Below are 13,997 nucleotides of genomic sequence, written 5' to 3' on the forward strand. Positions count from 1 at the left end.
TCCTACAGCAGGGTTTCGAGCTCGGTCTGGCGCTCGGCGACGGTTGCCAGCAATTGTTCCGCAAGGACCTCGAGCAGTGCGTCGGGGTCGTCGGGGAGCAGCATCAGCAGCTGGCCCATCGGACCGCCCTCCAGCTCCTCACGCGCCGCCTGCAGGCCGCGCAGCCTGCTCTCCAGCCACTCCAGCCGCTGGCGCAGCCAGGCCACCCGCTCCGGGGTGCCCGCGGCCGGGCGGAAGGCCTCCGCGTCGCCCTCGGCCCACTCCCTGGCCAGCGCCTCCAGCGCGAGCACGTCGCCGCGCGCGTAGGCCTCGTTCACCCGGGCGATGAACTCGCCCCGGCGGCGGACCTCCTCGGGCTCCTGGGCCAGATCCGGGTGCGCCCGGCGGGCGAGCTCGCGGAAGAGGCGCTGGGCCTCGCGGTCCGGGCGGATCCGCTCCGGGGCCTGCGGCATCGGCACGGCCTCCTCGGCCGCCGCCGCGCCCGCAGGGTCGCCCTCGAAGAAGGCGGCCAGATCAGGCATGGGCTCCAGCACGCTGCGGGCCTCGTAGGCGCGCCGCAGGTCCTCGGCGCTGCCGCTGCGGGCCGCCCGCGCCTCGGCGATCAGGGCGTCCAGCTCGTCCAGCCTGACGTACATCGGGCCCAGCCGCTGGTGGTGCACCAGGGCGAAGTTGTCCAGCTCGATCCTGAGCGTCTCCACCGCGACCTCGGCGTCGACCCACTCGGCCTCGGCGTGCGTCACCCGCGCGTCGAGCTCGGCCTCCTCGGGGTCGGTCCAGCGGACCGGTGCGGTCGGTCCGTCGATCTCGCCGGGGCCGCGGACACGGTCGGTAGTCATCAGGAACCTCACAACTTGTTCTTTGGCACACGGGCCCGCCCGGTCACCCTACTGTCCCCGGCCTGGGCACGAAGGGCGCACACTAGGGCGTGCGCACCCACACGCGCTACGGGACACGGCAAATGTTCTCCAATATCGGGTTAGCCCTGCACGATTCGTGCTTGCCTGGGGTACTCGACTGTAGGGAGTCATGGAGTCGCTGAGAGAGGGTGAGATGACGGAGGAGACCTTCGCAGCGTCCGAGGCAGGGGGAGAGGCAGGCCGGCGAGCCACATCGAGCCCGGCGTCGCAGCAGGCCGCGAGCGCTTCGACGGGGTTGCCCGGCGTCGTCGCCCTGGCCCGTCTCGCCGCGCTCATGGTCGACTCCGACGGCCGGCTCACCCACTGGAACCTCGGCGCCGAGGAGCTCTTCGGCCACCGCCGCAACGACGTCCTCGACCGCACCACCACCGGCCTGCTGCCGCTGGCCGGCAAGCCCGCGGGCGACGCCCTCGACCACCTGGACGACCTGGTCAACTTCGCCCCCTGCTGGTCCGGGGAGCTCGCCGTCACCGATCGTGACGGGCGACTGGTGGAGATCCACTGCTGGGCCTGGCGCACCGTCGAGCCCAGCGGGCGCGGCATGCTCGTGCTCGCCGCCGACGCCCGCCAACTGCGCGGAGCCGGGCTGCGGATCGCGATCGGGGACCAGCTGCTCCCCTTCGCCATGGCCGGTCCCGGCGGTCCTTCCGGAACGGCGGCGCTGCGTGCGCAACCGGTGTTCGCCCCGTGCGGGAGCCGTGCCGAGCGCGAGCGCGCCCTGCGACGGCTCGCCCCCATGCTCCCGCGCGCCGCCGACGAGCGCCGGCGCACACTCCTGGCGCAGCTGGTCGAGGCGGGCGTCCCCGCCCTGCGGCTGGACGGGCTGACCCTGCCGCTGATGCCGGCCCCCGACCTCCAGCCCGCTGTTCCCGCCACACCGCCGCGCGGCACCGACCTGCGCCTGGTCCGCAGCGGCGAGCCGGGCGCCGGACGCGGGCACGCGAGCGCCCCCGACGGCGCGGAGGGCGGCCCCTCCCGCCCCGGCGAGCAGCCCGAGCCCGCGGGACGCCCCCGGCCGGGCTCGGTGCCCGCGCAGACCCGCGCCCGCGCGGCCGCCGGGGCCGCGCCGGCCGAGGAGGCGGGCTCCGCCGCGGCGCGGCGCGTGCCGGTCGACGACGGCCCGTTCACCGGGCCCCCATCCCGGCCCAGCGTCAGCCTGGGCACGGGTACGGACGCAGGGGCGGCCGACGAGACGGCCGACACCGAGCCGGTCAATCCGCAGCTGCGCCTGCTCAGCGACATCGGCGCCAGGATCGGCACCACGCTCGACCTGGACCAGACCGTGCGCGAGGTCTGCGACGTCGTCGTCCCCGGGATCGCCGACTTCGCCTGCGTCGAGCTGCGCGACCGGCTGATCACCGACACCGAGCTGCCGCGCGAACGCCCCGACGACGCCACCGCGCTGCGCCGGGTCGCCGTCTCCTTCGGCGAGACCACGCTGCCCTGGAAGCACCTGGTCGGCGAGGGCAGCCTGGTCACCCTCTCCGGCGAGACGCCCTCCGGCTACGCGCTGCAGAACGGCAAGCCGGTGCTGGTCCCGCGCCTGGACGCGGCGACGGCCCAGGCCTGCGCACTGGGACGCGGCGGGCTGGGCCTGACCGCGCTCTTCGAGGGCCGCTCCATGCTGACCCTGCCGCTGACCGCGCGCGGCACCGTGCTCGGCGTGCTGACCCTGCTGCGCGACGCCGGCCGGCCCGCCTTCGACGAGGCCGACGCCTCCTACCTGCGTGAACTGGCCGCCCGCGCCGCACTGTCGATCGACAACGCCAGGCTGCACCGGATGGAGGCCCGCACGGCGCTGACGCTGCAGCGCAGCATGCTGCCGAGCAGGCCGCCGCGGATCCCCGGCGTCCAGATCGCGCACCGCTACCTGCCCGGCGACCGCCGGGCCGAGGTCGGCGGCGACTGGTTCGACGCGGTCCAGCTGCCGGGCAGCAGGGTCGCGCTGGTGGTCGGCGACGTGATGGGCCACGGTCTGCACTCCGCCGTCGCCATGGGCCGCTTCCGCACGGCGATGCAGACGCTGGCCGCACTGGACCTGCCGCCGGGTCAGATCCTGCGTCACCTGGACAACCTCTCCCAGCGCCTGGGCGACGACCACCTGGCCACCTGCCTGTACGCGGTCTACGACCCGATCGCCCGCACCTGCACGCTGGCCTCGGCGGGCCACGTCCCGCCGGTGCTGGTGCACCCGGACGGACGCGGCGAGCTGCTGGAGATCCCCTCCGGCGCGCCGATCGGCGTCGGCGGGGTGCCCTTCGCCTCCAAGGAGATCAAGGTCGCCGACGGCTCGATGCTGGTGCTCTGCACCGACGGCCTGGTGGAGATGCGGGGCGGCGACATAGGGGACGGCCTGGCCGCGCTCTGCGGTGACATCGTGGACCCGCGCCGCAGTCCGGACGAGGTCTGCGACACCGTGCTGGAGCGGCTGCACACGGAGGACCGCAACGACGACCTGGCGCTGCTGATCGCCCGTTTCGACGGCGTCGCACCGCAGGACGTGATCTCCTGGTCCCTGCACCTGGACACCAGCGAGGTGCGCCGGGCCCGCCTCCTCGTGCAGGACCAGCTCTCCCGCTGGGGCCTGGACGACCTGTCCGAGCTGACCCAGCTGCTGGTCAGCGAGCTGGTGACGAACGCCCTGCGGGTCGCCAAGGGCAGCGTGGAGCTGCAGCTGATGCGGGTCGGCAAGCTGCTGGTCGAGGTCAGCGACGACGACCACAACCTGCCCTCGCTGGAGCCCTCCGAGCCGTTGGACGAGGAGGGCCGCGGGCTGGGCCTGGTCAGCCAGCTGTCGGCGCGCTGGGGGACCAGCCGCAAGGCGGTCGGCAAGGTCGTCTGGTTCGAGCTGCCGCTGCCGGTCCCGGTGCCGGTCCCGCAGCGGGGCTGAGCCGGGCTCGCATTCGCACACGGCGGAGAGTGGTTGTATAGTACAACCATGACTCCGACGACATCCGCGCGCCCCCGCACGGAGAGCATCGACAGCATCCAGCGGGAGCTCACCGCCTTCTCCCGCCGGGCCCGCGCCCTCGCCTCGCAGATCCACCCCGGCCTGACCCTGGTCAGCTACGCCATCCTGGACCACCTGCGCGAGTGCGGCGGCTGCCGCGGCACCGATCTGGCCACGCACTTCCTGCTCGACAAGTCCACGGTCAGCCGCCAGGTGGCGACGCTGGAGAAGCTCGGCCTGATCGAGCGCAGCCCGGACCCGGAGGACCAGCGCGGCCAGATCATCCACCCCTCCGACCGGGGCGCGGAACTGCTGCGGGCCGCCGGGGAGCAGCGCCGCCAGGCCTTCCTCTCCCGCCTGGCCCACTGGTCCGACGAGGACATCGAGCTGTTCGCCTCCCTGCTGGAGCGCTACAACGCGGAACCCCGCTGAGGCCCACAGAGGCTCGCAGCCGTACCGCCCTGACCTGCGGTGCTTGACAGCCCCTTTACCCAACGCACATCGTAAGACGAACAGTCGCGATGTATCGCGTTTAGTTGGGGGATGCATTTACATGAATTACGCCCGGCGGCTCGCCGCGCTTCCTGCCGGAAGACGAGCCAAATGGATCGTCCTCGCCGTGTGGATCGTGGCGCTGCTCGCGCTCGGTCCGCTGTCCGGCAAGCTCTCCAGCGCCCTGGACAACCAGACCTCCAGCTGGCTGCCGGGCAATGCCGAATCCACCAAGGTCCTGAACCTGCAGGGGCAGTTCGCCTCGACCGAGGCGGTCCCCGCCGTCGTCGTCTACACCCGTGACGGCGGGATCACCCAGGCCGACCTCGCCAAGGCCACGGCGGACGCCGCCGCCTTCGCCAAGGTCGACCACGTCGTCGGCCCGATCGCGCCGCCGCACGCGTCCGCGGACGGCAAGGCGCTGGCCACCTCGGTGATGATCGACATGTCGAAGGGCGGCTGGAACAACCTCGGCCCGGCCGTCGACTCGATCCGCGCCACCGCCACCGCGGGCGACCCCGGCCTCACCGCCCACATCGGCGGCCCCGGCGGCTCCGGCGCGGACCAGAGCAAGGCCTTCGCCGGGATCGACGGAACCCTGCTCTACTCGACCCTCGGCGTCGTCATCATCCTGCTGCTGCTGACCTACCGCAGCCCGACCCTCTGGCTGCTGCCGCTGATCTCCTCGGGCGTGGCCCTGACGGCCGCCCAGGCGGTCATCTACCTGCTGGCCGCGCACGCCGGACTGACCGTCAACGGCCAGAGCCAGGGCATCCTCACCGTGCTCGTCATCGGCGCGGGCACGGACTACGCGCTGCTGCTCGTCGCCCGCTACCGCGAGGAGCTGCGCCGCCACGAGGACCGTCACGAAGCCATGGCCGAGGCGCTGCACCGGGCCGGCCCGGCGATCCTGGCCAGCGCGGCGACGGTGGCCGTCTCCATGCTGTGCCTGATGGTCGCCCAGATGAACTCGACCAGCGGCCTCGGCCCGGTCTGCGCGATCGGCGTCGCCGTCGCCCTGCTGGCGATGCTGACGCTGCTGCCGGCCCTGCTGGTGATCTGCGGGCGCTGGGTGTTCTGGCCGGTCAAGCCGACCTACGGCTCCGTGGAGCCGACGGAGACCGGCATCTGGGCCCGCATCGGCGGCTCGATCGGGCGCCGTCCGCGGATCGTCTGGATCGGCACCACGCTGGCCCTCGGCGCGCTGGCGCTGGGCATGTTCAGCCTGAAGGCGGACGGCCTCTCCACCGCGGGCTCCTTCACCGACAAGCCGGACTCCGTCACCGCGCAGACCGTCATCGACGGCCACTTCCCGGCCGGCACCGGCTCGCCGCTGCGCGTCATCTCCTCGGCCGCGAGCGCGAACCAGGTCGTCGCCGCACTGAACACGCTCGACGGCCACGGCCTCACCGGGGTCACCCCGCCGGTGGTCCGCGGCGGCTACGCGTACACGACCGCCACGCTGACCAGCGCGCCGGACAGCAGCACGGCGGAGAACACGGTCGACGCGGCGCGGACCGCGGTGCACGCCGTCCCCGGCGCGCAGGCGGTCGTCGGCGGTGACACGGCCGTCCGCCTGGACGTCCAGCGGGCGGCGAACCACGACAACCAGGTGATCATCCCGCTGGTGCTGGTCGTGGTCCTGCTCATCCTGGGCCTGCTGCTGCGGGCCGTGGTGGCGCCGATCGTGCTGATCCTGACGGTCGTGCTCTCCTTCGCGGCGGCGCTGGGCATCTCCTCGCTGGCCTTCCAGCACCTCTTCCACTTCGAGGGCGAGGACAACGCGTTCCCGCTGTTCGTCTTCGTCTTCCTGGTGGCCCTGGGCATCGACTACAACATCTTCCTGATGACCCGGGTCCGCGAGGAGTCGGCCAAGCACGGCACCCGTGCCGGGGCGCTGGCCGGCCTGGCGGCGACGGGCGGCGTGATCACCTCGGCGGGCCTGATCCTGGCCAGCACGTTCGGCGTGCTGGGCACCCTGCCGATCGTCGGCTTCGCGGAGATCGGCTTCGCGGTCTGCCTGGGCGTCCTGCTGGACACCTTCATCGTCCGCTCGGTGCTGGTGACCGCACTGGCCATGGACCTGGACCACCGCCTCTGGTGGCCCTCCGCCCTCGGCCGCGGCCTGAACCGCTCCCTGACGGCCGCCAAGGGCGTGCCCGCGGCCGCCTCCGAGGCGGCCGACCGCTAGACCCCGCCAGGGGCGCGGGGAACTGCGCGAGCAACCACCGGCGAAAAGCGGTCCTGCTCGCTCGGCGACACACCACTTCGGTGGCTTGTCGCGCAGTTCCCCGCGCCCCTGCGTGCTGCATGGTTGGTCAATGACGAACAAGCTCCCGAAGAAGGCCTACGAAGCCGAGCTCTACCGGCTCCAGTCCGAGCTCGTCACGCTCCAGGAGTGGGTCAGGGCCACCGGCGCCCGACTCGTCGTCATCTTCGAGGGGCGCGACGCCGCCGGCAAGGGCGGGGCCATCAAGCGGGTCACCCAGTACCTCAACCCCCGCATCGCACGGATCGCCGCACTGCCCGCGCCCACCGAACGTGAGCGCGGGCAGTGGTACTTCCAGCGCTACATCGAGCACCTGCCCGGCGCGGGCGAGATCGTCCTGTTCGACCGGAGCTGGTACAACCGCGCCGGCGTCGAGCGCGTCATGGGCTTCTGCACCCAGGACGAGTACCACCGGTTCCTGCACCAGTGCCCGATCTTCGAGCGGATGCTGGTCGAGGACGGGATCATCCTGATCAAGTACTGGTTCTCCGTCAGCGACCACGAGCAGGAACGCCGTTTCCGCGGCCGCAGGGACGACCCCATGCGCCGCTGGAAGCTCTCCCCGATGGACCTGGAGTCCATCACCCGCTGGGAGGACTACTCCCGCGCCAAGGACGAGATGTTCGTCCACACCGACATCCCCGAGGCCCGCTGGAACGTGGTCGAGAGCGAGAACAAGAAGCGCGCCAGGCTCAACATGATGGCGCACCTGCTCTCCGCCGTCCCCTACGTGGAACAGCCCGCCCGTCCGATCAAGTTCCCCAAGCGGCCGGACCCCACCGGCTACGTCCGGCCGCCCCGCGACGAGCAGCACTACGTGCCGGACCACGCGGCGACGCTCACCGACTGATCCGGAGGGAAAGCCCCGCGACGGACCGTCAGACGAAGTAGCCGAGCACCTCCATGAAGACCGACGCGGGCGCGGCGCCGAGGTTGCGGATGTCGACCCTGCCGCTCGCGTTCAGCGGCACCAGGACCAGGTTGTCGCTGCGGTGGCCGGGCACGGTCCAGCCGACGCCGGGCGCCGCGGGCACCGCGCCGCCGTCGGGCCAGGCGGTCAGGGAGCCGCCGAGCGTGCTGCCGTTGCTGCCCAGTTCGACCAGGACCGCCTTCGCGCCCGAGGGGCCGAGGGGGAGCCCGGCGTAGGAGGTGGGGCGCACCGAGGTGCCGCCGGACGGCAGCCGCGCGTAACGGAACTGACCGATCCCCGCATCGCTGTCCAGCAGCACCGAAGGCGTCGTCGCGACGAAGGTCGCGCCGGGGCCCGCGTGCGCCGCGCCGACGGCCCCCGGCGCGCCGTACCAGCCCACGACCACCGCGTTGACCGCGACACCTCCGGTGCCCGCGTTCCGCAGGTCGACCAGGCCGCCCGCTCCCACCGGCACCGTCAGCAGATCGGACATGGCGTCCGAACCCCGGTTCCAGAACAGGCTGCCGGCGGCGGGGCGGGCGGCTCCGTGCGCCCAGACCGTCAGCGAGCCGTCGCTCGCGGCCGCGGAGGCGGTGACGTCGAGCACCACCGCGGTCGCGCCCGCGGGAACGCCCGCCCGGCCCGTGACCGCCACACTGACGGTGCCCTGGCCCGCCAGCGGCGCGGTGCCCGCCCGGCCGATGCCGCGCGCCGTGTCCAGGACATAGGCGGGAGCGACCGGCGTGAGGCCCCTGCCGGTGCCCGGCTCGTAGTAGCCCAGCAGGTTCACCACGGCGTGGGCGGTGCCGCCGCTGCTGTTGACCAGGTCGACCGCGCCGCCCTGGCCCAGGGGCACGACCGCCGAGTGCTGGACGCTCTGCCCCGCCTGGTTCCACAGCACGGTGCCGTGGACCGGCCGGGTGCCCCCGTGCGGCCAGACGGTCAGCGCGCCGTTCGCGGCGGCGGGGCTCTGCACGCGCACCCCGACCAGCACGGCGGTGGCGTCGGCCGGCACGCCGTACGCTCCGGCCAGGGTGAGGCTGTCGGCGCCGCCCGCGGCGAGCGGCTGGTTGCCGGTCTGGCCGACCCCGGCCGAGGTGGAGAGCACCTGCACCGGCGCGACCGGCGTGTACCCGGCCGCGGGACCGCCGCTGACGACCACCCCGCGCACGGCGTGCACGTCGTTCAGCGCGCCGGTGCCGCCGGAGAAGCCGACGTACGCGGCGGACGTCAGCCCGGCGGCGGGGCTGTCGAGTTCGGGCACGCCGTCGACGCTCACCCGCACCCGGCCGCGGGTCACCAGGACGTCGACCTGGTGGGTGCCCTGCCGCAGCGCGGCCGGCACGGTCGCCGACGCCAGGTAGGTGGGCGTCGCGGCGCCCGGCGCCGAGGACGTGAGCGCGACGAAGTTCGCGTGCCCGACGGCCGCGCTGTAGGTGGTGCGCAGCACGACGGAGACGGCGGGCTGCCCGGAGATGCCCACCCCGGAGCCGGTGCCGCCGACCACGCTCGGATCCGCCCTGGCCGGGTCGAGCAGGACGAAGGCGAGCCCGTCTCCCCCGGTGCCGGGACCGAACTGCGCGGTGAACGTCGCCCGCAGACCCTCGGTGCGCAACGGCCTGGTGAAGAAGGCGCTGCCGGCCTGGTAGCCGGCGGCCCCGGTCAGCTGGATGCCGCCGTCACCGGGAAGCGTCGCCGAACCGTTGACCTGCCAGGAGGCCGGCTGCACGTCGCTCACGTCGGCGGTGCCCGTGCCGACTCCGGTGAGCTGCTCGAACATCTCGCCCTGGGCCGTTCCGTCGGCGTTGAGGCCGTCGCCGGTGACCTCGTAGGAGGCGGTCAGCCGACCTGCGCCGCGCGGGGTGAAGGTCACCTGCTGCACCGCGGACTGGTCGGGGCCGATGACCAGGCCCTCGGAGAGCTGCAGCGCGCTGTTGAAGTCGCCGGTCGGCGCCTTGGCCTTGGTCACCGTCACCGGGATGTTGCCGGTGTTCGTGAGCGTGAAGGTCTGCGTGGCGGAGCCGCCGACGGGCACGGTTCCGAAGTCCGTGGTGGCGGCGGAGAGCACCAGGTGGCCCTGTCCGACCACGCCGCTCCCGCTGAGCGGCACCGTCACCGTCCCGCTGGTGCTGGTGACCGAGAATGAGGAGGCGTCGGCCTGACCCGCCGTCGGGACGTAGCCGACGGAGACCACGATCGCGTTCCCCGGTGGCACGGTCGTGCCGACCGCGGGCAGCCCGGCCGCGGTGAACGGCCCGGTGGGGGCGGTGACGGCGCCGACCGTCTCAGAGACGGTTCCGGTGTTGGTGAGCTGGACGTTCATGGTCATGGTGGTGCGGGTCGGCACCTGCCCGAAGTCCAGCGAGGCCGGTGCGGCCCCCAGACCGGGCGCGGTGCCGACGCCGTGCAGCGCGAAGACCAGCTTCTGTCCACCGGACAGCGTGACGGCGACGGTGCCGTTCACGCCGCCTGTGGTGGTCGGCGCGAAGTTCACCGGGATGTCGAGTGTCTGGTTCTGCGCCAGGGCGACCGGTGCGGTCGGCGCGTTCGCCCCGATGCCGAAGGGCGCGGCGGCGCTCCAGCCGGTGACCGTGACCCCACCCGCGGCCGCCGCCGTCAGGTGCAGCGTCCCGCTCGCGGTGGCGCCGACCCCGACCGGCCCGAAGTCCACCGGGCTCGCGGTCAGCGCGGTGTTCGCGGGACTGCCGAAGCCGTAGAGGAACCCGTCCCTGGTGCCGACGTACACGCGGCCGCCGGCCGTCATCGGGGTGGCGAACTTGGCCGCGGTGCCGATCGGCGCGGACCAGAGCAGCGGAAGGAGTCCGGTGCTGTCGGGCGCGGCCGCGTAGGCGCGCAGCGTGCCGTTCGCGCCGGAGGCGTCGGTGGCGGAGACCATCCACAGCACGGCGCTGCCGCTGGTCGTGCCGTCCGAGGTGACCAGCGGCGAGCCGCTGGTGTAGCCGAAGGTGTCCTGGCTCTGGCCGGCCAGGGTGAGCGCGGGCAGGCCGTTCCCCGCCACCCCGACGTGCAGGGCGCGCAGCGGACCGTTGTTGCCGATCAGATAGACGTATCCGCCGTCACCGCCGTAGAAGGCCGGATGCCCCCACAGGCCCTGGTAGGGGCCGGAGACGCCGAGGACCTTGTCCGTGCCTCCGGGGCCCTGGCCCATCCCGCCCAGGTCGTCGCGGTCGAGCAGGAAGAGCCTGCCGTCCTTGCCCTGCTCGACCATCAGGTGCGGGTGGGCCGCGGTGCCGTACCCGTCGGGCAGCGCCATCGGGCCGCCGGAGGAGATGTCCTTGTCGGTCCGGTCCAGGGTGGCGTTGTCGGTCGGGCTGAAGAAGTCTGCCGTGCTCAGGCTGCCGTCCTTGCCGACCGCGAGCCGGACCACGGATTCGGCGAGCGTGCCGGGGTCGATGCCGCCCGCGCCCGCGCTCGGGCTGATGCCGTTGCCGGTGCTGAAGAAGATCCGGCCGGGGCCGTCGGAGACCAGCCCGCCGCCGGCCTGCCAGATGCCCCCGCCACTCGTGCTCGACCCCGCCTCCGAGGCCCACAGGGAGGTGATGCTGTGGGTGGCGGTGCTGACGCCGACGATGTAACCGCGGTAGGGCTGCCGGTCGCAGTGGCCGCCGAAGCCCGCGTACACCGTGCCGTCGAGCAGCAGCAGGCCGGGGCGCTGCTGCTCGTAGAAGGGATCGAAGGTGACCCCCGGCTGGTTGGAGGCGGCGCCCTGGATGGTGACCGGCCAACCCGCCTTCTCGGCACCGGTGCTGGGGTCGACGCCGTGCATCAGCCAGGTCGGGTGCAGGTGGGTGGCGGTGCCGTCGTCCACCTTGGTGGTGAAGTAGAGCGTGCTGCTCGACGGGTCGTACACCGGTGTGGCCGTGGCTCCCAGACTGGGCGTCAGGTCCCCGCAGCTGATCGCGCTCGCAGGGAACGGCGTGCCGTAGTGGGCGCTCCAGGAGACGGTACCGGTGGCCGCGTCCAGGCTGTACAGCGTGTTGTTCTCGGTGACGGCGACGACCTGACGGCCGATCACCAGCGGTTGTGCGTACACCTGCCCGTCGAGCTGGGTCCGGAAGAGCTGCCCGAAGGAAGAGGACTGCACGGCTGCCGGGGAGAGCGTCGGCTCGGACCGGTCCCAGCTGGTGCGCAGGTTGTCGACCCCCGCCGTGGTCTGGTCGGCGCGCGCGGCCGACGCCGTCCCGGCCAGCAGTGTGCCCACCATCGCCACCACGACCGTGGCAGCACCGAGTATCCGCCCCACCGAGGCCCCCCTCGAAAGAACCCGAGAGCGAGAACACAGGCGGCACGGTCACGCCTGGCTTTCGCAGAACGCTCGTGGTTCTAACACCTGTCGCCCGCCCCCGGCACCCCTCGGGCCCCAGCCGTTCCGTGACCGTTATCCGAGCGCGCGGGCGGGCGGGATGGCGGGCGGTTTCCGGGAATGACAAAGCCCCCGCAGTGACCAACGTCACTGCGGGGGCTTTTTGTGCGCGAGGGGGGAGTTGAACCCCCACGCCCTTTCGGGCACTGGAACCTGAATCCAGCGCGTCTGCCTATTCCGCCACCCGCGCATCTGGGTGATGTCTTCGACTCTACCGAAAGTCCCTCGAAGCTTTCAAACCGGTTGTTCCCGGCCTGTTCAGCCCCGCGTTTCCTGCGGTGTCGCCTTCCGACGAGAAGAACAGTAGCACGTCGGAGGGGGTCCCCTCACATCGCGCCGGGGCGGCCCCCGGGCCCGGTCGCGCGCAACCGGGCCCGGCCGAACGAGTGAGACGCGGATGCCCGGTGACTACGCCGGGTACCAGTCCACTGGCATCCTGCTGCGAGCCGGGAGAACCGAGGAACCACACGTCGGTCCCAGGCGTAGATACGATCAGTAAGGCACACAAGCAGCCGCCGCCCTCGCACCAGCGCCGGGTGGGACGACGACACCCGACGGAAGGGGGTGCCCGTGGGAGCCCTGAAGAAGTTCGAGCAGCGGCTGGAGGGCTTTGTCAACGGCGCCTTCGCCAAGGTGTTCAAGTCCGAGGTGCAACCGGTCGAGATCGCCGGCGCGCTGCAGCGCGAGTGCGACAACAACGCCAGCATCTGGAACCGCGACCGCACCGTGGTGCCCAACGACTTCATCGTCGAGCTGAGCCCGCACGACCACGAGCGCCTGAGCCCGTACTCCGGACAGCTGGGCACCGAGCTGGCCGGGATGGTGCGCGAGTACGCCCAGGCGCAGCGGTACTCCTTCATGGGTCCGCTCAAGGTCCAGCTGGAGCGCGCCGAGGACCTGGACACCGGCCTGTACCGGGTCCGCAGCCGGATCGAGGCCGGCCCCGAGCAGCAGGCCCAGCAGCAGATGCAGGCGCAGCAGGGCTACCGCCAGCCGCCCGCGCCCCCCGCCGCGCCGCCCTACGGCGGCCAGCAGGCGCAGGCCTGGCAGCCGCAGCCCGGCCAGGCGCCGCCGATGCCACCCACCGCGCCCGCCTTCCCCGCCGTGGGCAACGGCGACGGCCACAACGTGCACCCGTTCCCCGGCGGCGGCCAGTCCCCCGCCGCGAGCGGCCAGGGCCAGGCCGTGCGCCGCTGGCTGGAGATGAACGGCGAACGCCACCCGCTCGACCGTCCGGTCGTCGTCCTGGGCCGCAGCACCGAGGCGGACGTGCGGGTCGACGACCCGGGAGTCTCCCGGCGGCATGCGGAGATCCGGACCGGAAACCCCTCGATGGTGCTCGACCTCGGGTCCACCAACGGCATCGTGGTCGACGGACAGCACACCGGTCGCGCTACGCTCCGCGACGGCTCACGGATCGTCCTGGGCAGTACCACCATCGTCTACCGGCAAGCCGAAGGGTGACGCGGGGCACATGTCAGAGCTGACCCTCACGGTCATGCGGCTCGGTTTCCTGGCCGTTCTGTGGCTGTTCGTCATCGTCGCGGTCCAGGTGATCAGGTCCGACCTGTTCGGCACCAAGGTCACCCAGCGGGCCGCCACCGCCGCCCGGCGCGGCAATGCCGCGGCCGCGCCGAACACCGGGCGCCAGGCGGTGTCGTCCACCGCGGTCACCGCCCCGCGCCAGCAGCCGCAGCAGCAGGCCGGCCGGCAGCGCCGGGGCGCGCCGACGCACCTGGTGATCACCCAGGGCTCGCTGGCGGGCACCACGGTCGCACTCCAGGGGCAGACCATCACGCTCGGCCGGGCCCACGACTCGACCATCGTGCTGGACGACGACTACGCCTCCTCGCGGCACGCGCGCATCTACCCGGACAACGCCGCGGGCGCCTGGATCGTGGAGGACCTGAACTCCACCAACGGCACGTACCTCGACAGCATGCGGCTGACCAGCCCGACGCCGCTGCAGCCGGGATCCGCGGTCAGGATCGGCCGCACCGTCATCGAGCTGCGGAAGTGACGCTGCGATGATCCGACGCGTGCAGACGCCGGCGCCCCGGCCGGGGGCCGGGCAC

Annotated in this window: 8 protein-coding genes and 1 tRNA gene; 6 read left to right on the forward strand and 3 right to left on the reverse strand. The window is 72.9% G+C overall.

The window, feature by feature from the left end:
* Positions 1 to 2: 2 nt before the first annotated feature.
* Complete coding sequence (locus BS83_RS05195; protein ID WP_157596923.1) at positions 3 to 836, reverse strand: hypothetical protein; 834 nt, start codon at positions 834 to 836, stop codon at positions 3 to 5.
* Positions 837 to 1,026: 190 nt separating this feature from the next.
* Between BS83_RS05195 and BS83_RS05200 the strand changes: the two genes are divergently transcribed.
* The 4 genes from BS83_RS05200 to ppk2 all read left to right on the forward strand — a co-directional run bounded on the left by BS83_RS05200 (position 1,027) and on the right by ppk2 (position 7,478).
* Positions 1,027 to 3,807 (forward strand): ATP-binding SpoIIE family protein phosphatase, encoded by a 2,781-nt coding sequence (locus tag BS83_RS05200; protein WP_232248057.1) that lies wholly within the window; start codon positions 1,027 to 1,029, stop codon positions 3,805 to 3,807.
* A gap of 48 nt (positions 3,808 to 3,855) precedes the next feature.
* Positions 3,856 to 4,299 carry a MarR family winged helix-turn-helix transcriptional regulator gene (locus tag BS83_RS05205; protein WP_037601446.1) on the forward strand — a complete coding sequence of 148 codons (444 nt, stop codon included), beginning with the start codon at positions 3,856 to 3,858 and terminating at the stop codon, positions 4,297 to 4,299.
* A gap of 121 nt (positions 4,300 to 4,420) precedes the next feature.
* A complete protein-coding gene (locus BS83_RS05210; protein ID WP_051942659.1) occupies positions 4,421 to 6,550 on the forward strand; it encodes an MMPL family transporter in 2,130 nt (709 codons plus the stop codon).
* A gap of 130 nt (positions 6,551 to 6,680) precedes the next feature.
* Positions 6,681 to 7,478, forward strand: coding sequence for a polyphosphate kinase 2 (gene ppk2, locus BS83_RS05215; RefSeq protein ID WP_037601449.1), 798 nt, complete (start codon positions 6,681 to 6,683; stop codon positions 7,476 to 7,478).
* Between the two features lie 28 nt (positions 7,479 to 7,506).
* On the opposite strand, the gene BS83_RS05220 is transcribed toward ppk2, so the two are convergent.
* On the reverse strand, positions 7,507 to 11,802 hold the full coding sequence (locus tag BS83_RS05220) for an Ig-like domain-containing protein (protein WP_232248058.1): 4,296 nt from the start codon (positions 11,800 to 11,802) through the stop codon (positions 7,507 to 7,509).
* A gap of 226 nt (positions 11,803 to 12,028) precedes the next feature.
* A tRNA-Leu gene (locus BS83_RS05225) sits at positions 12,029 to 12,112 on the reverse strand.
* A 380-nt stretch (positions 12,113 to 12,492) separates the two neighbouring features.
* On the opposite strand from BS83_RS05225, the gene BS83_RS05230 reads away from it, so the two are divergent.
* Together BS83_RS05230 and BS83_RS05235 are read left to right on the forward strand one after the other, a co-directional pair.
* The gene (locus BS83_RS05230; protein ID WP_037601452.1) at positions 12,493 to 13,386 is read left to right on the forward strand and encodes an FhaA domain-containing protein; all 894 of its coding nucleotides are present in this window, start codon (positions 12,493 to 12,495) and stop codon (positions 13,384 to 13,386) included.
* A gap of 10 nt (positions 13,387 to 13,396) precedes the next feature.
* Positions 13,397 to 13,942 carry an FHA domain-containing protein FhaB/FipA gene (locus tag BS83_RS05235; protein ID WP_037601454.1) on the forward strand — a complete coding sequence of 182 codons (546 nt, stop codon included), beginning with the start codon at positions 13,397 to 13,399 and terminating at the stop codon, positions 13,940 to 13,942.
* Positions 13,943 to 13,997: the final 55 nt, after the last annotated feature.

This window comes from Streptacidiphilus rugosus AM-16, from assembly GCF_000744655.1.
Lineage (GTDB): Bacteria > Actinomycetota > Actinomycetes > Streptomycetales > Streptomycetaceae > Streptacidiphilus > Streptacidiphilus rugosus.

Coding starts and splice junctions, on each gene's coding strand:
- BS83_RS05205 (WP_037601446.1), top strand. CDS start 3,856: ATGACTCCGACGACATCCGCGCGCCCCCGCACGGAGAGCATCGACAGC.
- ppk2 (WP_037601449.1), top strand. CDS start 6,681: ATGACGAACAAGCTCCCGAAGAAGGCCTACGAAGCCGAGCTCTACCGG.
- BS83_RS05210 (WP_051942659.1), top strand. CDS start 4,421: ATGAATTACGCCCGGCGGCTCGCCGCGCTTCCTGCCGGAAGACGAGCC.
- BS83_RS05200 (WP_232248057.1), top strand. CDS start 1,027: ATGGAGTCGCTGAGAGAGGGTGAGATGACGGAGGAGACCTTCGCAGCG.
- BS83_RS05195 (WP_157596923.1), bottom strand. CDS start 836: ATGACTACCGACCGTGTCCGCGGCCCCGGCGAGATCGACGGACCGACC.
- BS83_RS05235 (WP_037601454.1), top strand. CDS start 13,397: ATGTCAGAGCTGACCCTCACGGTCATGCGGCTCGGTTTCCTGGCCGTT.